Origin of the sequence: Amaricoccus macauensis, from assembly GCF_014201905.1 — a bacterium.
GTDB classification, from domain to species: Bacteria; Pseudomonadota; Alphaproteobacteria; order Rhodobacterales; family Rhodobacteraceae; genus Amaricoccus; species Amaricoccus macauensis.
On the sequence record NZ_JACHFM010000004.1, the window covers coordinates 123622 to 145735 of the forward strand.

The following is a 22114-nucleotide window of genomic DNA, read 5'->3' on the forward strand; positions in this document are numbered from 1 at the left end:
GGACCATCATGGCCGAGACTCCGCAGGACGACATCGTTGGCATGGAGCAGTTCAACTCGCTGCCCCGCCGGGTCGTCGTCACCTATATCCCGCTGGCGATCTTCGTCTTCGTGCTGCTCTTCCCGTTCTACTGGATGGCGATCACCGCGATCAAACCGGACCACCAGCTGACGAACTACAACGACTACAGCCCGTTCTGGGTGGTGCAGCCGACGCTTGACCACATCAAGTTCCTGTTCTTCGAGACGTCGTATCCCGGCTGGCTCTGGAACACCGTCGTGGTCTCGGTCGCCTCGACGGTGATCGCGCTCGCGGCATCGGTCTTCGCCGCCTATGCGATCGAGCGGCTGCGCTTCACCGGCGCGCGGGTGACCGGGCTCCTGATCTTCCTCGCCTACCTCGTACCGCCGTCGATCCTCTTCATCCCGCTCGCCTTCATCGTCTTCCAGGTCGGGATCTTCGACTCGCGTCTCGCGCTCATCCTCACCTATCCGACGTTCCTCATCCCGTTCTGCACCTGGCTCCTCATGGGCTACTTCCGCTCCATCCCGTTCGAGCTCGAGGAGAGCGCGCTGGTCGATGGCGCCACGCGCTGGCAGATCCTGACCAAGGTCATCCTGCCGCTGGCGGTGCCGGGCCTGATCTCCGCCGGGATCTTCGCCTTCACCCTGTCGTGGAACGAATTCATCTACGCCCTCACCTTCATCTCCTCGTCGGAGAACAAGACGGTGCCGGTGGGCGTGCTGACCGAACTGGTGCGCGGCGACATCTACGAGTGGGGCGCGCTCATGTCGGGTGCCCTCGTCGGCTCGCTGCCGGTCGTCATCCTCTACTCGTTCTTCGTCGACTACTACGTGTCCTCGATGACCGGGGCCGTGAAGGAATGAGGCACGGCGCCGTCAGCCCGGAGAGCATCCTGATCGCCGGAGCGTGGCGCGGCGCCGCGTCCGGCGAGAGCCTCCCGGTCCACGCGCCGGACACCGGCGAGGTCATCGGCGCGATCGCCCGGGGCGGCGCGGCGGAGATCGACGCCGCCGTCAACGCCGCACGCACTGCCTTCGAAGGTCCGTGGGGCCGGACGGCGCCGGCCGATCGCGGCCGCATCCTCGCCCGCCTCGCGGCACTCATCGCGGCAAACGCCGACGATCTCGTCGCCTCCGAGGCCGAGGACTGCGGCAAGCCCCTGAAGCAGGCGCGCGCCGACATCGCAGCCGTCGCGCGTTACTTCGAATTCTACGCGGGTGCCGCCGACAAGGTCCACGGCGAGACGATCCCCTATCAGCCCGGCTTCACCGTGATGGTGCAGCGGGTGCCGCACGGCGTCACCGGTCACATCATCCCGTGGAACTATCCCGCGCAGATGTTTGGCCGCACCCTCGCACCGGCGCTGGCCACCGGCAACGCCTGCGTGCTGAAACCGGCGGAAGCGGCCTGCGCCACCGTGCTCCGCCTCGCGGCGCTCGCCATGGAGGCGGGTCTACCAGCCGGCGCGCTCAACGTGGTGACCGGCCTCGGGAGCGAGGCGGGGGCGGCGCTCGCGGCGCATCCGGGCATCGACTTCCTGTCGTTCACCGGCTCGCCCGACACCGGAACCGCGGTGCAGAAGGCCTGTGCCGAGCATCACCGCGCCTGCACGCTCGAACTCGGCGGCAAGTCGCCGCAGATTGTCTTCGCCGACGCCGATCTCGACCGGGCGCTGCCGGTCATCCTCAACGCCATCGTGCAGAACGCCGGGCAGACCTGTTCGGCGGGCAGCCGTCTCCTTGTCGAGCGGCGCCTGCTCGACACGTTGGTGCCGCGCCTCGCGGAGCGCTTCGCCGGGCTCCGGGTCGGGCCGTCGCACCTCGACGCGGACTGCGGGCCCCTGATCTCCGAAACGCAGCTCACCCGGGTGCGCAGCTTTCTCGACCGCGCCGACGCCGACGGCCTGCCGCTCCTCGCCGAGGGCGGCGCCGATGCGCTGACGGCGGGAGGCTACTACGTCGCCCCGCGGCTCTATGGCCCGGTGCCCGAGGATCACCCGCTGGCGCAGCAGGAGGTCTTTGGCCCGGTCCTCGCGCTGGTGCCGTTCGAGGACGAGGCCGACGCGATCCGCATCGCGAACGGCACCGCCTTCGGCCTCGTCGCCGGCATCTGGACCGAGAACGGCGGCCGGCAGATGCGCATGGCGACGGCGCTCCGCGCCGGACAGGTCTTCGTCAACGGCTACGGCGCGGGCTCGGGGATCGAGCTTCCCTTCGGCGGCATGGGCCGCTCGGGACATGGACGGGAGAAGGGCATGGAAGCACTCCGCGAATTCACCGTGGCGAAGACCGTGGTGCTGAACCATGGCTGACCGGCTGGCGGGCAAGACCGCGCTCGTCACCGGCGGCGGCTCCGGGTTTGGCGCCGGCATCGTCGAGGCTTACGCGCGCGAAGGCGCGACGGTCACGATCTTCGACCTCGACGGCCCCGCCGCCGAGCGGGTCGCCGAACGCACGGGCGCGCGCGTTTTCGTCGGCGACGTCACGCGCAGCGACGACGTGGAGGCGGCGGTCCGCACCGCCTCCGAGGGCGGACGGCTCGACATCGTCGTGAACAACGCCGGCTGGACCCATCGCAACCGGCCGCTGATGGAGGTGACCGAAGCCGATTTTGACCGGATCTTCGAGATCAACGTGAAGGCCGTCTTCCTGATGACCCGCGCCGTGGTGCCGCTGATGCGCGGTCACGGCGGCGGGGTGATCCTCAACATCGGCTCGACCGCCGGCATCCGGCCGCGGCCGGGGCTCACCTGGTACAACGCCTCCAAGGGCGCGGTGAACCTCGTCTCGCGCTCGCTGGCCGTGGAACTCGCGCCGGACGCGATCCGGGTGAACTGCATCGCCCCGGTGATGGGCGTCACCGGCCTGCTCGAGGCATTCATGGGTCTGCCCGACACGCCGGAGAACCGCGCGAAGTTCGTCGCGACGATCCCCCTCGGCCGCCTGTCGACGCCCGAGGACGTGGCGGGCGCGGCGGTCTATCTCGCCTCCGACGAGGCCGGCTTCGTCACTGGCGTCGTGCTCGAAGTGGACGGCGGGCGCACCATCTAACTACGGCGCGCCCACCGCGCCGAGACCGGCGATCGCCGCCAGCGCATCGGCTGTGTCGCCATATTCGAGCCGCCAGCCGGGGGTGCGCTCGATCACCCCAAGCGCCGTCGCGAGGCCGTCGGCATCGCGCGAGAGCCACGCCCGACCGGCGACCAGCGCGGCCAGCGTCTCTTCCGGCCGCATCGGCTCGAGCGTGAGCCCGGCGCCGGGCACGTAGCCCGGAAAGACGAAGGCCGAGAGCGGCAGCGGCCGGGTCGCCACATCGGACGACGGCACATAGCGGCAGGGGCCCCGCTCGGCGCAGTGAAAGACCGGCGCGCTGGCCGACACCGGCAGCACCGCCTCCCCCACCGCCCAGCCTGACTGCTTGAGACAAAGCCCGAACGGCACCGCGACGGCGCGGCCGTATGCATCGAGCGGGACGCAATCGTCGCTGAAGTAGACCGCCCCTGCCCCGACCAGCGCCGCGGTCAGCGTGCTCTTGCCGCGACCACAGGCGCCGGCCAGCACGATGGCGGCCCCGGCCCCGTCCGCGACGGCCGCGGCATGGAGCACCGCGCTCCAGTCGCCACTCCCGTGGCCAAGCTCGACGAGGCGGCGAACGACCGCCCCGACCAGCGCCTCGGCGCGGGAATGATGCTCGGGCGCACGGCCCGCCTCCAGCAGCGCGAAGCCTGTCCCGGCCCGGCGCAGACGTAGCCTCGCGGCGGCGGGCGCCGCCGTCTCCGCATGGGCGAGACGCGGGTGCATCAAGTCCGCAAGCTCGTGATCCGCGCAATCGATCGCCACGGGAGCGCCCGTGAAGGCATACGTGCGCACCACAGGCCGCCAGACGCGACGCGGGCGCGGCCGGGGGGCGACGGGTACCGGCACCACGGGAACGCGGGCGGCAAGAACCGCCTCGGTCGCCCCGGCCTCGGCGGCGGGAACCCCGGCGTCGAGCGCCTCCCACGCGGCGCGACCTGCCGCATCGAGCAACAGGAGCGGCGCCTCGGCACCACGATCGACGACGAGATGATCGGTGAACGGAATGGCCCGCACCTCTGATCGGGCGGCGCTCATGCCGGCACCTCGGCCGGGCGGATCGCACGGTTGAGGCCACGCCACGCCCGGCCCGAGTGCTCGGCCACATTGGCAAGCCGGCGCCGGACCCGACCGGTCGGCCGCCCCCGGCGATCGCGCCACGCCGAGAGCGCGCGGGCGGCCGCACCCGGGACCTGCACCTCCGGCAGCCCGGCCCATGGAAACACCTCGCGGCTGGCCGCGAGCATGAAGCCAAGCGCGGCCGTCCCCTGCGGCGCGAGCGGCATCCGGGCGACCACCTCGTCCCAGTCGACCGCGCCGCCGCGCGCCACCAGCGCAAGATCGAGGGCGTCTCGCAGCGGCAGTTCCGCCGTGGCGAGGTTCCGGTCGTGCAGCATGGCGTGGATCACGTTGTGGATCACCAGATCAGTGGCCGATGGAACCGCCGCGCCGGCGAGTGCCGCAACCGGCACCGCGCGCGCGCGCATCTCGTCCGGCCTGAGCGGGCCGGCGAGATGACCCGGCACCGCCGGATGATGCAGCTCCACCTGCGCCGGGCGGCAGGGATGGGCGAGTTTGACACGATCATGGGCATGCGCCGGCCCCGCCGGCTTGCGGCGGAATCCGAGCGCCTCGATCGCCTCGGCCGCCGCGTCGGTCTCCGCCGGCGCCACCAGTATGTCTATGTCGCCAATGAAGCGACTGGCCGGATCCGCATGGATTCCGAGCAGGAGCAGCGCGGTTCCCTTCAGGAACACCGGCCGGATTCCCCGCCGGACCAGCATCAGTCCGATGTCACCGGCCTCCGCGGCCAGCCGCGCGTTGCGCCGGGCGTTCAGCCCGCGAATGGCGTCGAGATAGTCCGCGAGCTCCGGATCATCCGGTCGCTCGCCGCGCAACAGCAGTGCCGAGGCGAGCGCCGGCACCATGTGGTGGCGTCCCGCGACCGCGAGAACCTCCTCGGCGACCGACACGGCGCCGGTAGCCTCCGTGGATCGGACGCCAGCCGGTCGCACCGCGACCGGCTGGAGCAGTGCGCCGAGACGCACGCAAGGATGTGCGCTCTGAGCGCGGTCAGGTTCCAGCATGGCTGATCAGCGGAGCCGGTTGGCTCAGCGGAAGAACATGCTGATGAGCCAGCTGAGCGGCCCGTGCGAATGACCGGGGCCCCTGTGTCCCCTGCCACCTCCGTCGCCGCCTCTGCCTCTGCCGCCGCCTCTGCCGCTGGCGGCCCAGGCCTCGGATGCGTCAGCGGTGAGCAAGGCCATCACGGCCGGCGCAGTCACGCCGGCGTACTTCCCCATTTTCGCCAGCGCCGCCCGGCGCTCGGGGTCGGCCGGCTGGTCCCGATTATCGACGTCCTGGGACTCTCCGTTCAAATCTACCTCCTCGTGAACTGACAACTCATTGGTCGCCAGGCGAGCTTGCCCGCATGGCCTCTCAAGTCGACTCAGCCAAACGGACGATGTGTAAAAGAATTGGCAAGCAAGGCGTGCCGTCATTGCGGCAAGCGCCTCAGAACGGAACCTCGTCCGCGGCTACCACAAAGCGAGAAACGATGTTCTTGCGACCGGCTTTTTCGAACTCAATCGCCAGTTTGTCGCCCTCGACGCTTGCGACGGTTCCATAACCGAACTTCTGGTGGAACACCCGCGTCCCCACCTCGAAGGCCGGCAGCGCGGTTGCGTCAATAACCATGTTGCGCGCTTCTTGCGGTTGGGACGTGGTGCGGGCACCGGCACGCGCCTGCATCCGCCGCCATCCGGGCGAATTGTAGACATCGGCCTTCGCCGCCGCGTCCACGAGCGTCGACTCCGCGACCGCTGCCCCGCGCCCGACCGGAGCCGCCGCCCCGAAGGCACCGCCGTAGAGCCCGGGCGGCGTCAGCACCTCCACGTGCTCTGCCGGCAGCTCGTCGATGAAGCGCGAGGGAAGCTGTGACTGCCACTGGTTGTAGACCCGGCGGTTCGCCGCGAACGAGATGGTGCAGAGCACACGCGCCCGGGTGATGCCGACGTAGGCGAGGCGGCGTTCCTCCTCGACCCCCTTCACCCCGCTCTCGTCCATCGAGCGCTGCGACGGGAAGAGCCCGTCTTCCCAGCCTGGCAGGAACACCACCGGGAATTCGAGACCCTTGGCGCCGTGCAGCGTCATGATCGAGACCTTGGCGCCGCCGTCCTCGGCGTCGTTGTCCATGACGAGGCTCACGTGTTCGAGGAACCCTTGCAGGTTCTCGAACTCGTTCAGCGCCTTCACCAGCTCCTTCAGGTTCTCGAGCCGCCCGACCGCATCCGGCGAGCGCTCGGCCTTCCACATCTCGGTGTAGCCGCTCTCGTCGAGGATCTGCTCGGCAAGTTCCACATGGCCGGGCTTGCCCTCACGCACCGCCGCGTGCCAGCGATCGAAGCCCGCGACCAGCTCGCCCAGCGCCTTTCGCGCCTTCGCAGGCAGCCCGCCACGCTCGACGAGAAGCCGCGCCCCCTCCAGCAGCGACACGCCCGCGGCACGGGCGGAGCGGTTGATCTCCTGCACCGCCTTGTCGCCCAGCCCGCGCTTCGGCACGTTGACGATCCGCTCGAACGCGAGCCCGTCGTCGGGCGACACCGCGACGCGGAAATAGGCCATGGCGTCGCGGATTTCCTGCCGCTCGTAGAACCGCGGGCCGCCGATCACCCGGTAGGGCAGGCCGATGGTCAGGAACCGGTCCTCGAACGCCCGCATCTGGTGCGAGGCGCGCACCAGGATCGCGATGCCGTCGGCCTCGATCGGCGCGAGGCCACGGGTGCCGCGACCGAGCGCCTCGACCTCCTCGCCGATCCAGCGTGCTTCTTCCTCACCGTCCCAATGGCCGATGAGCCGGACCTTCTCGCCCTCGGGCACGTCGGTCCAGAGCGTCTTGCCGAGCCGGCTCTCGTTGCCGGCGATGACCCCGCTCGCCGCCGCAAGGATGTGCGGCGTGGAGCGATAGTTCTGTTCGAGCCGGATCACCCGCGCCCCGGGGAAATCCCGCTCGAACCGCAGGATGTTGCCGACCTCGGCGCCGCGCCAGCCATAGATCGACTGGTCGTCATCCCCGACGCAGCAGATGTTGCGATGCCCGCCGGCGAGCAGCCGCAGCCAGAGATACTGCGCGACGTTGGTGTCCTGATACTCGTCGACGAGAATGTAGCGGAACCACCGGCGGTACTGCTCCAGCACGTCCTCGTGACGTTGCAGAATATGCACGACGTGCAGCAGCAGATCGCCGAAGTCGCAGGCGTTGAGCGTCGCCAGCCGCTGCTGATACTCGGCGTAGAGCTCGGTGCCCCGATGGGCGTAGGACGACGCCTCGGAGGTCGGGACCTGCTCCGGGGCGAGCGCCCGGTTCTTCCAGCTGTCGATCAGCCCGGCGAGCATCCGCGGCGGCCAGCGCTTTTCGTCGATGCCGGCCGCCTGCACGAGCTGGCGCAGCAGGCGGATCTGGTCGTCGGTGTCGAGGATGGTGAAGTTCGACTTCAGCCCGACGAGCTCCGCGTGACGGCGCAGGATCCGCACCGAGAGCGAATGGAAGGTGCCGAGCCACGGCATCCCCTCGACCACGCCGCCCACCAGCCCGCCGATCCGGTGACGCATCTCGCGCGCCGCCTTGTTGGTGAAGGTCACCGCGAGGATCTCGTTCGGCCGCGCCCGGCGAGCCGCAAGAATATGGGCGATTCGCGCCGTCAGCGCCCGGGTCTTGCCGGTGCCGGCGCCGGCCAGCACCAGAACCGGACCGTCCAGCGCCTCGACAGCTTCCCGTTGCGCCGGATTGAGCCCGTCGAGCCAGGGGCCGGACACCGGCCCGGTACCGCCCGGCATGGCACGCTCCGACAGGCGGAGCCCCGGCTTCGCCTGTGCCGCGGCCTCGAAGGCCTCCGCCTCGTCGCTCGTCCAGCTCATGGACCGAAGGTTACTGCCGCACCGGCGGAAAGGGAAGGGCATGTTCGCGCTGTGTTCGTGGCGCCGATCAACATGCTGCGTTGTCCTCACCGCCCCACCGCCTATGCTGGGGCCATTCGAGAGGCACGCCTTGGATTCCGTCCTTCTTCAGCTCGCAATCTATCTCACCGCCGGTGTCATCGCCGTGTCGATCAGCCAGCGGCTCGGCTTCGGCTCAGTCCTCGGCTACCTCGCCGCCGGCATCGCCATCGGCCCGGGGCTGCAACTCGTCGGGCGCGAGACCGCGCTGGTGCAGGACTACGCCGAATACGGCGTCGTCCTCATGCTCTTCCTCATCGGGCTCGAGATGCATCCCCGCAGCCTCTGGGAACTGCGCCACCGGCTTCTCGGCCTCGGGGGCATGCAACTGGCGCTGACCATCCCGCTCATCGCCGCCGCCGGCCTCGCCCTCGGCCTGCCGTGGAATCAGGCGCTGGCGGCCGCCATGGCGCTCGCGCTCTCCTCGACGGCGATCGTCATGCAGACGCTCTCGGAGCGCCGCCTCGCCGCGACCGAGGGCGGGCGGGCCAGCATCGCCGTCCTGCTGTTTCAGGACGTGGCCGCGGTGCCGCTCCTTGCGCTCATCCCGCTCCTCGCGCTCGGCCCGGGCGCGGTGGACGCAGTGGCAGGCGCACATGCCTCGGTGCTCGACGGGCTTTCGCCTCTCGCTCACGTGGCCGTGGTCGTCGGCGCGGTCGGACTCGTCATCTTCGCCGGACGCCACCTCGCAGGGCCGGCGTTCCGCTTCCTTGGCCACGCCCGACTGCCCGAGGTGCACATCGCGAGCGCCCTGCTGCTCGTCGTCGCGGTCTCGCTCATGATGGAAGCGCTTGGGCTTTCGCCGGCGCTCGGCGCGTTCCTCGCCGGTGTCGTCCTCGGCGGCTCGGCCTACCGCCATGAGCTCGAGGCCGATCTCGCGCCGTTCAAGGGCCTGCTCATGGGGCTCTTCTTCATCACCGTCGGCGCCGGCGTCGACATCCAGCGCGCCGCCGAGACGCCGCTCCAGATCATCCTTCTGGTGGTCGGGTTCATCGCACTGAAGGCCGTCGTGCTCTGGCCGATCGCGCGGGCCTTCCGCCTGCCGCCGCAGGCGCGCGTCCTCTTCACCCTCGCCCTGCCGCAGGGCAGCGAGTTCGGCTTCGTGCTCATCACCTTCGCCGAGACGATCGGCGTGATCCCTCCCGAGATCGCGGCCACGCTGCTGCTGCTCATCGCCGGCTCGATGGTGCTGACCCCCGGCCTCTTCCACCTGCGTGACCTGCTCTCGCGCCGCCTGATCCGCCGGGGCGAGCGTGTCCCCGAACAAGTCGGGGATCCCGGCACGGTGATCGTCGCCGGCATGGGCCGCTTCGGCCAGACGGTGAACCGCATCCTGTCCGGCCTCGGCCACCGCACCGTGCTCCTCGACAGCCAGCCGGCACTGGTCGAGCGCATGCGCGCCCTCGGCATCCCGGCCTATCTCGGCCATGCGGACCGCCCGGAGGTGCTCGCCGCCGCCGGCCTCGCCGAAGCCCGCGCGCTCGTGATCGCCATCGACGACCCGGAGCAGGCGGTGCGCATCGCCAGCATCGTGCGCCGGCGGGCGCCGCACGTCCGGATCATCGCCCGCGCCCGCGACCGGCACGCCATCTACCGCCTGACCGCGGCGGGCGCGCATGAGTGCGTGCGCGAGGTCTTCGACGGCGCGGTGCGCACCGGCGGCCACGCCCTCGCCGCACTCGGCCACGACCGGCACGAGATCGAGGTCCTGCTGCGCGCCTTCGCCGCCGAGGACACCGCGATGATCGACGAGCTTGCCACCCTCTGGCGCCCGGACCTGCCGGCGGCCGACAACGCCGCCTTCGCCCGCCGCGAACAGGCGCAGCTCGCCGCCATCGAGGCGAAGCTCCGCCCGGCACCTCAGACCAGCGGCAGCGAGCCAGTTGCTCCCGGACCCGCGGCACACTAACTCCCCGGACATGCACCTGCGCCCCGACCAGCCCGACAGTCTCGCGAGCCTCACTGACGAGGTGCTCGCCTGCCGCGCCTGCGCCGACCGCTTCGCTGCCACCCGCACCCGCCATTCGCCACGCCCGGTGCCATGGCTCTCTGCCACGGCGCCGATCCTCGTCTGCGGCCAGGCGCCGGGCGCGCGGGTCCACGAGCTTGGCCGGCCGTTCGACGACCGCTCCGGCGACCGGCTGCGCGACTGGCTCGGGGTGGACCGCGCGACATTCTACGACCGCACCCGCTTCGCGGTGCTGCCCATGGCGTTCTGCTTTCCTGGCTATGACGCCTCCGGTTCCGACCTGCCGCCGCCGCCGCTCTGCGCCTCGCTCTGGCGCGCCCGCGCCCTCGCGGTGATGCCCGGGGTTCGCCTCACGCTGCTGATCGGCGCCCATGCCCAGCGCTGGCACCTCGGCCGCGCCCGCCCGGTTTCCGAAGCCGTCGCCGACTGGCGCGCGGCGCTCCCCGACCTCCTGCCCCTGCCCCACCCCAGCTGGCGCAACACCGGCTGGCTCAAACGCAACCCGTGGTTCGAGGCGGAGGTGGTGCCCGAACTCCGCGCCCGCGTCGCCACCCTGCTGGACACCGCTCCCTGATGCAGACCGCCCTCGATCTCGCCCATGCCGCCCACGCCGAGAACCCGGAGAACGTGGGCCTGCGCCTGCGCTTCCATGAGCGGATCCTCGACTCCGAGCTCATCGTGCCGCTGACCGCACCGCCCGACGGCGATCGCGTCGAGCCTCAGGTCTTCGCGCTCAGCGACGGGCCGGTGGTCCTCGCCTTCGACCGCGACGACCGCATGGCGGAGTTCCTCGGCACGCCCGCCGATTTCGCCGCGATGACGGGGCGCCGCCTCGTCGCACTCCTCACCGGGCACGGCACCGGACTCGCGCTGAACCTCGGGGCGCCTTCGGCCGCGCTCCTGCCCGCCGAGGCCGTCGACTGGCTCGCCCGGATCGCCGCCGAAGCTGTCCCGGAGACCTCCGCCCGGGCACAGGACATCGGCCCGGCCGGCATCGTGCCCCGGACGCTGCTCGACGCGCTGGCAATGAAGCTTGGCGCCATGGCCGACCGGCTCGGCAGCGCGCATCTGGCATCGGCCCGCCTCGGCGACGGCCCTCCGGGCCTGTTGCTCGGCCTCGTGGGCGTCCCCGAGCCGGCGCGCCCGGCAATGGCCGCCGCCGTCGCCGAGGCGGTCCGCTTCAGCGGGCTCGACCAGACCGTCCTCGACGTGACCTTCCCGGCCGAAGGCTCGGCCCTCGCCGCCGCCGTGGCCCGCGAAGGCCTGCGGCTCGAAATGCCGGCTCCCCCCGCGCCCGCCGCCAGCGCGCCCGCCGAGCCGAAGCCGCCGCGATTGCGGTAGGGCTCAGGCCGATCGGACGGGATCGCCCGATCGGCTATCGCCGCGCCTCAGGACACCGGAGCGGCGTTCAGTAGCTCTCCGCCCGGTTCACCACATTCAGGAAATCGAGCCCGGCCTCACCGCGCCGCACGTTTTCCGCGATCGCCATCGAGGCGGTCTCCGGCCGGGTCGCCGAAGCGATGTGCGGCGTCACGGTGACCATCGGATGCGCCCAGTAGGGGTGCTCCGCCGGCAGCGGCTCCTGCCGGAAGACATCGAGCGTCGCGTGACCCACATGCCCGTTGTCGAGCGCCTTCAGCAGGGCCTCATCGTCGATCAGCGGCCCGCGTCCGGGATTGATGATGCGCGCGCCGCGCGGCAGCATGGCGAGCGCCCGCGCATCGAGGGTGTTCTCCGTCGCGGGCGTCGCGGGCAACAGCAGCACGAGGATCTCCGACGCACCGAGAACCTCCGAGAGCCCCTCGGCACCGCTCCAGGTCTCGATCCCCGGCAGCTCACGCGGCCCCCGGCTCCAACCGACCACGCGGAAGCCGATTGACGTGAGCATCGCCGCCGTCGCCCGCCCGAGTTCGCCGAGCCCGAGGATCCCGACGGTGCGCTCCGGCGCGAGCGGCGGCACCACCGAGTTGCGCCAGACCCCGTCCTGCCCGAGAATGTGACCGTCGATCCCCATGTGATAGCGCAGGACATGCGCCGTCACCCACTCCGCCATGCCGCGGGTCAGGCCCACGTCCACCATACGGCAGAGCGGCACGACGATCGAGGTATCGCCAACGATCGACTCGACCCCGGCCCAGAGCGACAGCACCGCCTTGATCCGCTCGAAGGGCGCGAAGTCCCGCACCGGGCCACCGGGCTGATAGACCACATAGTCGAACGTCCACGGCCCCGACGGATCATTGGTCAGCGTGACGTCCAGGCCGGCATCGGCGAACGCGGCCAGCAGATGCGGCCGCCACAGCGGCCAGTGTTCGTCGGGCGCAGAAAACAGGATGCGCGGCCCCATTGGTCGTCCCCTTTCGAAGCGAAATCGTCAGTCGTTGCCGCGCGGCCTGTGGATGTGCGCGCTCTGGGCGAGGCCAAACGCCGCCAGCAGAACGAGCATCGCAGACCCGCCGTAGGAAATCAGCGGCAGGGGCACGCCCACGACCGGCATCAGGCCCATCACCATACCCATGTTCACGGCAAACAGAAGGAAGAAGCTCATGGCGACTCCCCCGGTCAGCAGCGCGCCGAAACGGTCGCGATTGGACACCGCCGACACGATGCAGAAGACGATGATCAGCAGGTAGAGCACGAGGATCGTCGTCGTCCCCACGTAGCCGAATTCCTCGGCGAGGGTGGTGAAGATGAAGTCCGTGTGCTTCTCCGGCAGGAAGTTCAGCCGAGCCTGCGTCCCCTGCATGTAGCCCTTGCCGAGCATGCCCCCCGAGCCCATGGCGATCTTCGCCTGCGTGATGTGGTAGCCCGCGCCGAGCGGGTCGGCGGACGGGTCGAGGAAGGTGAAGATCCGGCGAAACTGATAGTCCTCGATCAGCTGCCAGTCGGTGCCCTGCGACTTCAGGACCGCCGCGACCAGCCCGGTCCCACCGGCGATCGCCGCCGCGAAGTACCAGAGACTGACGCCCGCGAGAAACATCACCGCCCCGCCCCCGGCCAGCAGCAGGATCGCCGTCCCGAGATCGGGCTGCTCCATGACGAGCGCCACGGGCATCAGGATCAGGAGCAGCGGAAGCAACACCCAGAGCGGCCGCGACACCTTTTCCACCGGCAGCCGCGCGTAGTAGGCGGCAAGCGCCATCACCAGCGCGATCTTCATCATCTCGCTCGGCTGGATCTGCAGCGGCCCGATGGCGATCCAGCGCTGCGCCCCCATGCCGATCACCCCCATCACGTCCACCGCGATCAGCAGCACCAGCGACACCGCATAGGCAAACGGCGCCATCCAGCGCCAGAACCGGATGTCGATGAGACCGATCGCGATCATGATGAGGAGCCCGACGCCAAAGCGCAGGATCTGCGCCTCGGCCCAGGGTTCGAGCGAGCCGCCGGCGACCGAATAGAGCATCAGGAAGCCGGCCGTCGCCACGGCGCAGAGCAGCAGGACCAGCGACCAGTTGAGGGCGAGAAGCTTGCGCAGCACCCCCTCGTGCGCGACGCCCTTCATGGCTCACCCCCCGCTGCGGTTCTCGCGGCGCCGACACCATCCCGACCGCCTGTCCGCGGGCGGGCCGACGCGGCCACCGGCGCTGTCACGGACGCACCGCCTCTCACGCCGGGTCCCGCGCCGGCGTCGCCGCGGCCTCCTGCCCCTCGGGCGGCATGGCCAGCCGCTCCTTCTCGATCGCGTCACGCTGTTCCGCCGGGTACGCGCTGAGCGGTGGCAGCCCGCCGTGGAGCGCATAGAGCAGGATGTCGCGAGCGATCGGCGCCGCGACCGCCGAGCCGCCGCCGCCGTGCTCGACGATCTGCGCCACCGCATAGCGCGGCTTGTCATAGGGCGCGTAGCAGACGAAGAGCGCGTGATCGCGCCGCCGCCACGGCAGCTGCTCGTTCGAGGTGACGCCGGCCGCCCGCTCGGCGGCGGAGATGATGCGCACCTGACTCGTGCCGGTCTTGCCGGCCATCAGCATCGCCGGATCGACGATGCGCGAGCGATAGGCCGTGCCCTCGTTCGAGACCGCGAACATCCCGTCCCGCACCGCGGCGAGATGCCGGGGGTCGATGTCGAGCGCCACGGGGGCGGGATCGGGCACCGCGACGCCGCCCACCGCGCGCACCAGGCGCGGCGCCAGGTCGATCCCGCCGGCCACCCGCGCCGTCATGAGCGCGAGCTGCAACGGCGAGGCGAGGGTGAAGCCCTGACCGATGCCGTAGTTGAAGCTGTCGCCCGTGGTCCAGGACTCGTGCTTCACCGCCTTCTTCCAGGCCGCGTCCGGCATGTTGCCGGTCGAGACCGCCGGCATCGGCAGGTCGTGGGCGATCCCGAGCCCCAGACGATGCGCCATGGCGCTGATCCGGTCCGGCCCGAGCCGCCGGCCCATCTCGTAGTAATAGCAGTCGCAGGACTGGGAGAGGCTGCGTCGCAGGTCCACCCGGCCGTGGCCGCCGTGCTTCCAGCAGTGGAACCGGCGGTTGCCAAGCTGGGTGTAGCCGGGACAGCTCACCACGTCGCGCGGGCTCACCACGCCCGCCTCCAGCGCGGCGAGCGCCATAGCCACCTTGAAGGTCGAGCCGGGGGGATAGGTGCCGGTCACCGTCTTGTTGGCGAACGGTCGGTATTCGTCGGCGAGCAGCCCCTTCCACTCGGCAGAGGAGATGCCGAAGACAAAGCTGTTCGGATCGTAGCCGGGCGCTGACGCGAGCGCCAGGATGTCGCCGTTCGTCACGTCGACCACCACCGCCGCCGCGCTCTGCCCGGCCATCCGGCGCATGGCGTAGTCCTGCAGGCCCTTGTCGATGGTGAGCTCGACGTCCCGGCCCGGCGTGCCCTCGGCGCGACCGAGTTCGCGCATCACCCGGCCCGAGGCGCTCACCTCGATGCGCAGGGTCCCCGCCTCGCCGCGCAGCTCGGACTCGAGCCGCTGCTCGACGCCGGTCTTGCCGATCTGGAAGCGCGGGATCTGCAGCACCGGGTCGGGGCTCTCCATCTTCGCGAGATCCGCGTCCGAGACCGGCCCGACGTAGCCCACCACATGCGCCGTCGAGAACCCGTCCGGATAGAACCGGCTGAGCCCCACCTCGGCCTCGACGCCGGGCAGGACCGGCGCATTGGCCGACACCCGCACCACATCGTCCCAGCTCAGATGCTCGGCGACGACCACCGGCACGAACGGGCTCCGCCCCGCCATCTCCCGGATCGCCCGCTCCTGCCGATCGGCGGGAAGCTCGATGAGCTCGGCGAGGCGTGCCAGCACCGCCGCGGGGTCGCGCGCCTGCTCGCGCACCATGATGATGCGATAGTTCTGCCGGTTCCCCGCCATCAGCGCGCCAGTCCGGTCGGTGATGATGCCGCGCGCCGGCGGGATCAGCCGCAGATTGATGCGGTTCTCCTCGGCGAGGAGCTTGTAGCGGTCGCCCTGCACGATCTGCAGGTCGCGCATCCGCCACGCGAGCACGCCGGCGAGCCCGAACTGCACCCCGAGCAGCATCGCCGCCCGGCGCCCGATCCCCGGCGGGCTCATGCGCTGCCTCCCCGCGCCTTGATCCCGAGGCACCAGACCAGCCCGAACACCACCAGCGGATAGGCGATGGCCGTCGCCAGCACCGAACCGCCGAGCCGGGCAAGGCTCGGGCCCTCGACGAAGGTGGCGCCGAGCACCAGCCACATCCCGAAGAGCATCGCCGCATAGCCGGCGATCGCGGCAATCCACGTGAAGACGGAGGGTTGCATCTGCAACGTCAGGGCCCAGCGCCGGAACACCTCCGTCGCGAGCATGAGGCCGAGCGCCCCGAGCCCGATCGGCCGCATGAGCAGGATGTCGGCAACGAGCCCGAGCAGGGGCGCGGCCCAGAGCGGCACCCGATCCGGCCGGCGCACGACCCAGGCGATCATCAGGCAGTAGACCAGGTCCGGCGGCGTCACCCGCCCCGGGTCGAGCGGCATGGTCATGGCAATCGTGGCACCAACGCCGATCGCCGGCAGCAGCACCGCCTCGACGGGCCCGGGCAGCCCGCGCCCGCTCATTCGCTGACGCTCCCGACCGCAGCCGGTGTCGCGGGCCTCAGCGGCCCGATCAGCCCGCCCGGCCCCTCGACGACCGCCGGCGGCACCGAGCGCACCACCCGGACGAATTCCAGCCGCCGTGTATCGGCCGCGAGCCGCACCCGGGCGCGGCCGTCCTTGCCCGTGAACACCTGCCCGATGAGGATGTCCGGCGGATAGAGCCCGCCGTCGCCCGAACTCACCACCCGATCCCCGGGCCGAAGCTCGTCGCCCTGATCGAGAAATTCCAGCGTCGGCGATGGCGTGTTGTCCCCCGACACCATCGCCCGCTGCCCGGAGGGCCGGATCGTCACCGGAACCCGGCTCGAGGCGTCGGTGACGAGGATGATCCGGCTCGACCGCTCGCCGACGCCCGCGACGCGACCGACGAGCCCGAGCCCGTCCATCGCCGCCCAGCCGTCTTCGACCCCGTCGATGCGCCCGACGTTCACCATGGCGGAGTTGCGAAACGGACTGCCCGAATCCGCCAGCACCTCGGCGGTGACGAAGGTCAGCCGCGGATTGAGCCGCACCCGGTTCAGCGCCAGCAGCTTGGCGTTCTTCTGTTCGAGCTGAAGTGCGGCCTCGCGCCAGCCCTGCATCCGCTGGAGTTCACGGCGCAACTCGGTGTTCTGCTCGTAGATCCGGCCATAGGCGCGCAGATCGGCGATCATCCGCGCCACATGCGCCACCGGCTTCGTCGTCCACTCGAAGCCCGGAACGAAGCGGTCGACCAGATCGATGCGGAATTGCTCGACGCGTGCATTGTCGATGCGCCAGAGCAGGAACAGCCCGATGAGCAGCACCGCGAACGTGCCGATGAGCACGCGCCGGACGCCGCGAAGATAGTTCGGGGGGGAGTCGCTGCGAAGCGCCACGGGTCTCAATGCCTTTCACCGGTCGGGCCGGCGTGCCTCGGCCGGGCAGGTCTGGCGCCCGCCTCAGTTCGTCCCGAAGTCTATCACATGGGCAAGCTGGGATTCAAACTCCAGCGACTTGCCGGTGCCGAGCGCCACACAGTTGAGCGAGTCCTCTGCCACGGTGATCGCGAGCCCGGTCTGTTCGCGCAGCGCCAGATCGAGATCGCCGAGCAGCGCCCCGCCGCCGGTCAGCATCACGCCCCGGTCGACGATGTCCGCCGCGAGATCCGGCGGTGTCTGTTCGAGCGCGGTCATCACGCCGTCAACGATGAGCGCCACGGTCTCGGCCAGTGCCTCGGCGATCTGGCCCTGATTGATCTCGATCTCTTTCGGGATGCCGTTCAGCAGGTCGCGCCCGCGCACGTCCATCCGCGCCCCGCGGCCGTCATCGGGTATCCGCGCCGTGCCGATCTCGCACTTGACCTTCTCTGCCGTCGACTCGCCGACCAGCAGATTGTGGTGGCGGCGCAGGTAGTTGATGATTGCCTCGTCCATGCGGTCGCCACCGACGCGCACGCTTTTCGCGTATACCACGTCACCGAGCGAGAGCACCGCGACCTCCGTGGTGCCACCGCCGATGTCCACCACCATGTTGCCGGTCGGATCAGCGATCGGCATCCCCGACCCGATGGCCGCCGCGATCGGCTCCGAAATCAGCCCCGCCTTCCGAGCGCCGGCCGCGAGCACGCTCTCGCGGATCGCCCGACGCTCGACCGACGTCGCGCCGTGCGGGACGCAAACCAGGACCTTCGGCTTCGACCAGCCACCGCGGCGATGCGCCTTCTTCATGAAGTGCTTGATCATCTCCTCGGCGACCTCGAAGTCGGCGATCACCCCGTCGCGCAGCGGCCGGATCGCCTGGATCGACTCAGGCGTCCGCCCGAGCATCAGGCGCGCCTCCTCGCCGACCGCGAGCACGCGCTTCTTGCCGTCCTTGAAGGAATAGGCGACGACCGAGGGCTCGTTCAGGACGATGCCCTTGCCCTTGATGTAGACGAGTGTGTTTGCCGTTCCGAGGTCGATCGCCATGTCCGACGAGAACAACCCGCTCAAAGCACCAAACATATGTCGTTCGCCCTCTCGCCTCGCCGATGTTGTGGTTTTCCGTGGAACGCGTACTGCTTATAGTCTGGCCAGACACACATGGTAAAGTGTCTCGGCCGCAATCCCAGATAGATCGTTAACAAGGTTAACACAACTATAAGGCGATAAGGTTTTTCGTAACTCTCGGCGGGCGCCACGAGGCTCCGGAGGAACCCGGCGAGGCGTCGGAAGAGAAGCCCCGGGGTCGGAGCTTCTCTCCCGGGTCAGGCGTCAGAACTCGCCGAGGCCCTTGAAGTCCATCGCTTCGAGAAAGGCGGTCTTGTCCTCGATCGAGGCACTGCCGCCGAGGCTGATCATCACCTTGTTGTTGACCACGCCCTGCAGGTCCTCGCCGTCGCGGTTGAACTCGGTCCGCTGGATCCGGATCGGCTTGCCGCCCGCCACGCCCGAGAGGCTCGAGATCATTGCCCCGACGCTCGAGACCATCGGCGAATTGGCGACCAGGGTGATCGTCAGGTCATTACCGTCCCTGGTGTAAGTCGCCTCGGTGCTGGTGCCGCCACCGAACATTCCCATGAAATCGGTGCTGTCGTCCTCGGCGGCCGGCTCGCGGGTCCAGCCCGGCAGGGGCTCGGGCAGAAACTTCGCGAGGCTCTCGGCCTTCATGGAGCCGAGCAGCTTCGAGGCATAGTCGAGATCCTGCCGCGCACCATCGACGTCACCGTCGTTGTAGGCCTTGAGCGCGCTCTCGACCGTATCGGTGAACTCGTCGGCGCTCGCGGGAAGGGTCGCCGCCGCGAGGGCGACAGCCAGAGCAAGACTGCGGATCATTCCGGGGGGCTCCTTCAGGTTTATGGCTTTTCCGGGCAGGCCCGGAGAATCGCCGGCCACCATAGGGCCGGCGCGACGCCCGCGCGAGGGGGCGTCAGTCTTCCTCGACGAAGACCTCGTCCCGCTTGCGCCGCACCGACGGCAGGACCGCGACGACGATCGCGATGACGGCGAGCGCCAGCAGCGTCGCCGAGATCGGCCGCTCGAGGAAGATCATCGGATCGCCGCGCGACAGGATCATCGCTCGCCGCAGGTGCTCTTCCAGCAGCGGCCCGAGGACGAAGCCGAGCAGCAGCGGCGCCGGCTCGCAGCCGAGCTTCACCAGCACGTAGCCGACCAGGCCGAAGACCGCGATCGCGTAGACATCGAAGTGGTTCGAGGCGATCGCGTAGCAGCCGACCGACGCAAAGACCACGATCGCCGGAAACAGCACCCGGTACGGCACCGTCAGCAGCTTCACCCAGAGCCCGATCAGCGGCAGGTTCAGAATGACGAGCATCAGGTTGCCGACCCACATCGAGACGATGATGCCCCAGAAGAGCGCCGGCTCGTCCTTGATGACGTTGGGTCCGGGGGTGATCCCCTGAATGATGAACGCGCCGATCATCAGCGCCATGACCGGATGCGCCGGGATGCCGAGCGTCAGCATCGGGATGAAGCTGGTCTGTGCCGCGGCGTTGTTGGCGCTCTCGGGGCCGGCGACACCCTCGATTGCGCCCTTGCCGAAGTCCTGCGGGCGCTTGGACAGCCGCTTCTCGACCGAATAGGCCGCGAAGGACGACAGCACGTGCCCCCCGCCCGGCAGGATGCCGAGGACCGTCCCGAGGCCGGTGCCGCGCAGCACCGGCCATGCGATGCGGCGGAGCTGCTCGCGGGTGAGCCAGAGGTTCGACACCCGGCGGACCATGACCTCGCGCGTGGTCTCGTTCTCGAGGTTGCGCAGGATCTCGGCGACGCCAAAGACGCCGACCGCGACCGCGACGAAATTGAGGCCCGAGTAGAGCTCGAAGAAGCCGAAGGTGAAGCGCGGCGTGCCGGTGTAGATGTCCTGCCCCACCATGCCGAGCAGCAGGCCGAGGACGATCATCGCCAGCGCCTTCAGGATCGAGCCGTGGGCAAGCGCGATCGAGGCGATGAGTCCGAGCACGATGAGCGAAAAGTACTCCGGCGCGCCGAAATTGAGCGCCGCCCGCGCGAGCGGCGGCGCGGCGAGCGCCAGCACGAAGGTCGCGACCGTACCGGCGAAGAACGAGCCGAGCGCCGCGGTGGCGAGCGCCGCGCCCGCCTCGCCCTTGCGCGCCATCTGATAGCCGTCGATCGCCGTCACCGCCGAGGAGGTCTCCCCCGGCAGGTTGATGAGGATCGCCGTCGTCGAACCGCCGTACTGCGCGCCGTAGTAGATGCCCGCCAGCATGATGAGCGCGGTGACCGGCGCGAAGGAGAAGGTGATCGGCAGCAGCATGGCGATCGTCGCGGTCGGGCCAATCCCCGGCAGGACGCCCACGAGCGTGCCGAGCAGGCAGCCGACGAAGCAGTAGAGCAGGTTGACTGGCGTGAACGCGGTCTCGAAGCCGAGGGCGAGGTTCGCGAGAAGTTCCATCTCAGACGATCCCTCGCAGCCATGACCCGAAGAGCGGCACGGAGACGCCAAGCCCGAAGTGGAATATGACGACCGCGAGCGCCGTCAGGGCGGAGGCGATCGCGAGCGCGGCGAGCGGCGAGTTGCTGCGGCTCGCGAGCCCGCTCAGGAACGCCGCCGCGAAGACCGCCGGCACGAGGCCAAGGCCGCGGACGGTGGCGCCGAAGCAGACCAGCGCGGTGAGGATCAGGACGGCCCCCCGCCAGGGCACCGGGCCGAGCGGCGTGTCCGAGGCGGCCGCGGTCACGCCCTTGACGAGGATCGCCGCTCCGAGCACCCCGAGCGCGACCGCGAGCACCAGGGGAAAGTACCCCGGCCCCATGCGGAACGCCGTCCCGAGCTTGTAACCCGCGGCGGCGGTGCCAAAGGCCCCGGCGAAGCCGAGAAAGATCAGGCCGGACAGGATGTCCTTGACGCCCGCACGGCCCATCAACTCACTGCGCCTTGGCGCCGGCGGCGTCGATCAGCGGCTTCCAGAGCGCGATCTGGTCGCTGAGAAGCGACGCAAGCGCCTCTGGTGTCGCCTCGTCGGCGGCAACGGGCGCGGTGCCCAACTCGGCGAAACGCCCGGCGACCGTCGGATCTGCCACGGCGACCTTCAGCGCCGCCCCGAGCTTCTGCAGCGCCCCGTCGGGCGTGCCGGCGGGCGCGTAGAGCCCATGCCAGATCCCGAGCTGGAAGTCGGGCAGCCCGGCCTCGGCCGTCGTCGGCACGTCAGGCAGGTTGCCGAGCCGGTCGGGCGAGGTGACCGCATAGGCCTTCACTTCACCGCCGAGGATCTGCCCGGTGGTGTTCGTGGTCTGGTCGCACATGAAGTCGACCTGACCGCCGATGAGGTCGGTCATCGCCGGTCCGGTGCCCTGATAGGGAACGGTGACGAGTTCGGTGTCGATCGCTTCCATGAACAGCATGCCGCAGAGATGGCTCGCAGCGCCAATGCCGGCATTGGCGTAAGTCACCTCGTCCTTGTGCTCCTTCACGTAGGCGATGAGCTCTTCAAGGGTGCTCGGCGGGAAGTCCTTGCGCGCGATGATCGTCATCGGCACCGAGGTGACGAGGCCGATGGGCGCGAAGTCCTTCACCGGATCGAATGCGAGGTCCGGGTAGAGCGAGGGCGCCGTCGACATGCCGATGTGGTGGAGGAGCAGCGTGTAGCCATCAGGATCGGCCTTCGCCACCTGCGTCGCGCCGAGGGTGCCACCGGCGCCGCCGACGTTCTGCACGACGATCTGCTGGCCAAGCTCCTTGCCCATCGGCTCGGCGATGAGGCGCGTCACGGTGTCGGTCGGCCCACCCGCGGTGAAGGGCACGACGAACGTGATCGGCCCGGTCGGATACTCTTGGGCGAACGCGCCCTGCGACATGACGACAATCGCTGCCAGCGGCAAGAGTCCGCGCATGAAAATCTCCCCATTCTCGCTTGTGCGGCTCTCGGCCGATTCGACTCGAATGTTCGCGGCAGAAGGCAACAAAATCAAGCGCAACGCCGCAGCCTGCCGGGCCGCAGTCCGAAACAGCGAAAAGGCCCGCGCCGTCGCCGGCCGGGCCTTGTCCATCACTCGCCGCCTCACG

19 protein-coding genes are annotated in these 22114 nt (G+C 69.9%); 6 read left to right on the forward strand and 13 right to left on the reverse strand.

Features of this window, described 5'->3' with window-relative positions:
- Positions 1–8: 8 nt before the first annotated feature.
- From HNP73_RS17965 to HNP73_RS17975, 3 genes are read left to right on the forward strand one after another with little or no spacing between them, the layout of a single operon-like run.
- On the forward strand, positions 9–887 hold the full coding sequence (locus tag HNP73_RS17965; protein ID WP_184153089.1) for a carbohydrate ABC transporter permease: 879 nt from the start codon (positions 9–11) through the stop codon (positions 885–887).
- Positions 884–2335, forward strand: a complete 1452-nt coding sequence (locus HNP73_RS17970) for an aldehyde dehydrogenase family protein (protein WP_184153092.1) — start codon at positions 884–886, stop codon at positions 2333–2335. Before HNP73_RS17965 ends, HNP73_RS17970 begins: the two co-directional genes overlap by 4 nt.
- Complete coding sequence (locus HNP73_RS17975; RefSeq protein WP_184153095.1) at positions 2328–3074, forward strand: glucose 1-dehydrogenase; 747 nt, start codon at positions 2328–2330, stop codon at positions 3072–3074. Before HNP73_RS17970 ends, HNP73_RS17975 begins: the two co-directional genes overlap by 8 nt.
- Here the strand turns inward: HNP73_RS17975 and HNP73_RS17980 are convergent, their stop codons facing one another.
- The 3 genes from HNP73_RS17980 to HNP73_RS17990 form a co-directional block, all read right to left on the reverse strand.
- Positions 3075–4136, reverse strand: coding sequence for a hypothetical protein (locus HNP73_RS17980; protein ID WP_184153098.1), 1062 nt, complete (start codon positions 4134–4136; stop codon positions 3075–3077).
- Positions 4133–5071 (reverse strand): nucleotidyltransferase family protein, encoded by a 939-nt coding sequence (locus HNP73_RS17985; protein WP_184153101.1) that lies wholly within the window; start codon positions 5069–5071, stop codon positions 4133–4135. Before HNP73_RS17985 ends, HNP73_RS17980 begins: the two co-directional genes overlap by 4 nt.
- Positions 5072–5612: 541 nt before the next feature.
- Positions 5613–8015 (reverse strand): ATP-dependent helicase, encoded by a 2403-nt coding sequence (locus tag HNP73_RS17990; RefSeq protein WP_184153104.1) that lies wholly within the window; start codon positions 8013–8015, stop codon positions 5613–5615.
- A 130-nt stretch (positions 8016–8145) separates the two neighbouring features.
- Between HNP73_RS17990 and HNP73_RS17995 the strand changes: the two genes are divergently transcribed.
- The 3 genes from HNP73_RS17995 to HNP73_RS18005 are packed head-to-tail and all read left to right on the forward strand — an operon-like array spanning position 8146 to position 11403.
- Entirely contained in the window at positions 8146–10002 is a 1857-nt protein-coding gene (locus HNP73_RS17995) for a cation:proton antiporter domain-containing protein (RefSeq protein WP_184153107.1), read from the forward strand.
- 10 nt (positions 10003–10012) lie between these two features.
- Positions 10013–10636 carry a uracil-DNA glycosylase family protein gene (locus HNP73_RS18000; RefSeq protein WP_184153110.1) on the forward strand — a complete coding sequence of 208 codons (624 nt, stop codon included), beginning with the start codon at positions 10013–10015 and terminating at the stop codon, positions 10634–10636.
- Entirely contained in the window at positions 10636–11403 is a 768-nt protein-coding gene (locus HNP73_RS18005) for an SseB family protein (protein ID WP_184153113.1), read from the forward strand. Before HNP73_RS18000 ends, HNP73_RS18005 begins: the two co-directional genes overlap by 1 nt.
- Positions 11404–11470: 67 nt before the next feature.
- Here the strand turns inward: HNP73_RS18005 and HNP73_RS18010 are convergent, their stop codons facing one another.
- The 10 genes from HNP73_RS18010 to HNP73_RS18055 all read right to left on the reverse strand — a co-directional run bounded on the left by HNP73_RS18010 (position 11471) and on the right by HNP73_RS18055 (position 21942).
- Entirely contained in the window at positions 11471–12409 is a 939-nt protein-coding gene (locus HNP73_RS18010) for a 2-hydroxyacid dehydrogenase (RefSeq protein ID WP_184153116.1), read from the reverse strand.
- A 27-nt stretch (positions 12410–12436) separates the two neighbouring features.
- Positions 12437–13570, reverse strand: a complete 1134-nt coding sequence (gene rodA / locus HNP73_RS18015; protein ID WP_184153119.1) for a rod shape-determining protein RodA — start codon at positions 13568–13570, stop codon at positions 12437–12439.
- A 103-nt stretch (positions 13571–13673) separates the two neighbouring features.
- The gene (gene mrdA / locus HNP73_RS18020) at positions 13674–15587 is read right to left on the reverse strand and encodes a penicillin-binding protein 2 (protein WP_184153122.1); all 1914 of its coding nucleotides are present in this window, start codon (positions 15585–15587) and stop codon (positions 13674–13676) included.
- Entirely contained in the window at positions 15584–16090 is a 507-nt protein-coding gene (mreD, locus tag HNP73_RS18025; protein ID WP_184153125.1) for a rod shape-determining protein MreD, read from the reverse strand. Before mreD ends, mrdA begins: the two co-directional genes overlap by 4 nt.
- The gene (gene mreC, locus HNP73_RS18030) at positions 16087–16986 is read right to left on the reverse strand and encodes a rod shape-determining protein MreC (protein WP_184153128.1); all 900 of its coding nucleotides are present in this window, start codon (positions 16984–16986) and stop codon (positions 16087–16089) included. The genes mreD and mreC overlap by 4 nt, the downstream gene beginning before the upstream one ends.
- Before the next feature lie 63 nt (positions 16987–17049).
- Positions 17050–18093, reverse strand: a complete 1044-nt coding sequence (locus tag HNP73_RS18035; protein WP_184153131.1) for a rod shape-determining protein — start codon at positions 18091–18093, stop codon at positions 17050–17052.
- Positions 18094–18342: 249 nt separating this feature from the next.
- Complete coding sequence (locus HNP73_RS18040; RefSeq protein ID WP_184153134.1) at positions 18343–18903, reverse strand: hypothetical protein; 561 nt, start codon at positions 18901–18903, stop codon at positions 18343–18345.
- A 94-nt stretch (positions 18904–18997) separates the two neighbouring features.
- Positions 18998–20503 carry a tripartite tricarboxylate transporter permease gene (locus HNP73_RS18045; protein ID WP_184153137.1) on the reverse strand — a complete coding sequence of 502 codons (1506 nt, stop codon included), beginning with the start codon at positions 20501–20503 and terminating at the stop codon, positions 18998–19000.
- Between the two features lies 1 nt (position 20504).
- The gene (locus HNP73_RS18050) at positions 20505–20972 is read right to left on the reverse strand and encodes a tripartite tricarboxylate transporter TctB family protein (RefSeq protein WP_184153140.1); all 468 of its coding nucleotides are present in this window, start codon (positions 20970–20972) and stop codon (positions 20505–20507) included.
- A gap of 4 nt (positions 20973–20976) precedes the next feature.
- Entirely contained in the window at positions 20977–21942 is a 966-nt protein-coding gene (locus HNP73_RS18055; protein ID WP_184153143.1) for a tripartite tricarboxylate transporter substrate-binding protein, read from the reverse strand.
- Positions 21943–22114 lie beyond the last annotated feature (172 nt).

Coding starts and splice junctions, on each gene's coding strand:
- HNP73_RS17965 (WP_184153089.1), top strand. CDS start 9: ATGGCCGAGACTCCGCAGGACGACATCGTTGGCATGGAGCAGTTCAAC.
- HNP73_RS17970 (WP_184153092.1), top strand. CDS start 884: ATGAGGCACGGCGCCGTCAGCCCGGAGAGCATCCTGATCGCCGGAGCG.
- HNP73_RS17975 (WP_184153095.1), top strand. CDS start 2,328: ATGGCTGACCGGCTGGCGGGCAAGACCGCGCTCGTCACCGGCGGCGGC.
- HNP73_RS17980 (WP_184153098.1), bottom strand. CDS start 4,136: ATGAGCGCCGCCCGATCAGAGGTGCGGGCCATTCCGTTCACCGATCAT.
- HNP73_RS17990 (WP_184153104.1), bottom strand. CDS start 8,015: ATGAGCTGGACGAGCGACGAGGCGGAGGCCTTCGAGGCCGCGGCACAG.
- HNP73_RS18000 (WP_184153110.1), top strand. CDS start 10,013: ATGCACCTGCGCCCCGACCAGCCCGACAGTCTCGCGAGCCTCACTGAC.
- HNP73_RS18005 (WP_184153113.1), top strand. CDS start 10,636: ATGCAGACCGCCCTCGATCTCGCCCATGCCGCCCACGCCGAGAACCCG.
- HNP73_RS18010 (WP_184153116.1), bottom strand. CDS start 12,409: ATGGGGCCGCGCATCCTGTTTTCTGCGCCCGACGAACACTGGCCGCTG.
- rodA (WP_184153119.1), bottom strand. CDS start 13,570: ATGAAGGGCGTCGCGCACGAGGGGGTGCTGCGCAAGCTTCTCGCCCTC.
- mrdA (WP_184153122.1), bottom strand. CDS start 15,587: ATGAGCCCGCCGGGGATCGGGCGCCGGGCGGCGATGCTGCTCGGGGTG.
- mreD (WP_184153125.1), bottom strand. CDS start 16,090: ATGAGCGGGCGCGGGCTGCCCGGGCCCGTCGAGGCGGTGCTGCTGCCG.
- HNP73_RS18035 (WP_184153131.1), bottom strand. CDS start 18,093: ATGTTTGGTGCTTTGAGCGGGTTGTTCTCGTCGGACATGGCGATCGAC.
- HNP73_RS18040 (WP_184153134.1), bottom strand. CDS start 18,903: ATGATCCGCAGTCTTGCTCTGGCTGTCGCCCTCGCGGCGGCGACCCTT.
- HNP73_RS18045 (WP_184153137.1), bottom strand. CDS start 20,503: ATGGAACTTCTCGCGAACCTCGCCCTCGGCTTCGAGACCGCGTTCACG.
- HNP73_RS18050 (WP_184153140.1), bottom strand. CDS start 20,972: ATGGGCCGTGCGGGCGTCAAGGACATCCTGTCCGGCCTGATCTTTCTC.
- HNP73_RS18055 (WP_184153143.1), bottom strand. CDS start 21,942: ATGCGCGGACTCTTGCCGCTGGCAGCGATTGTCGTCATGTCGCAGGGC.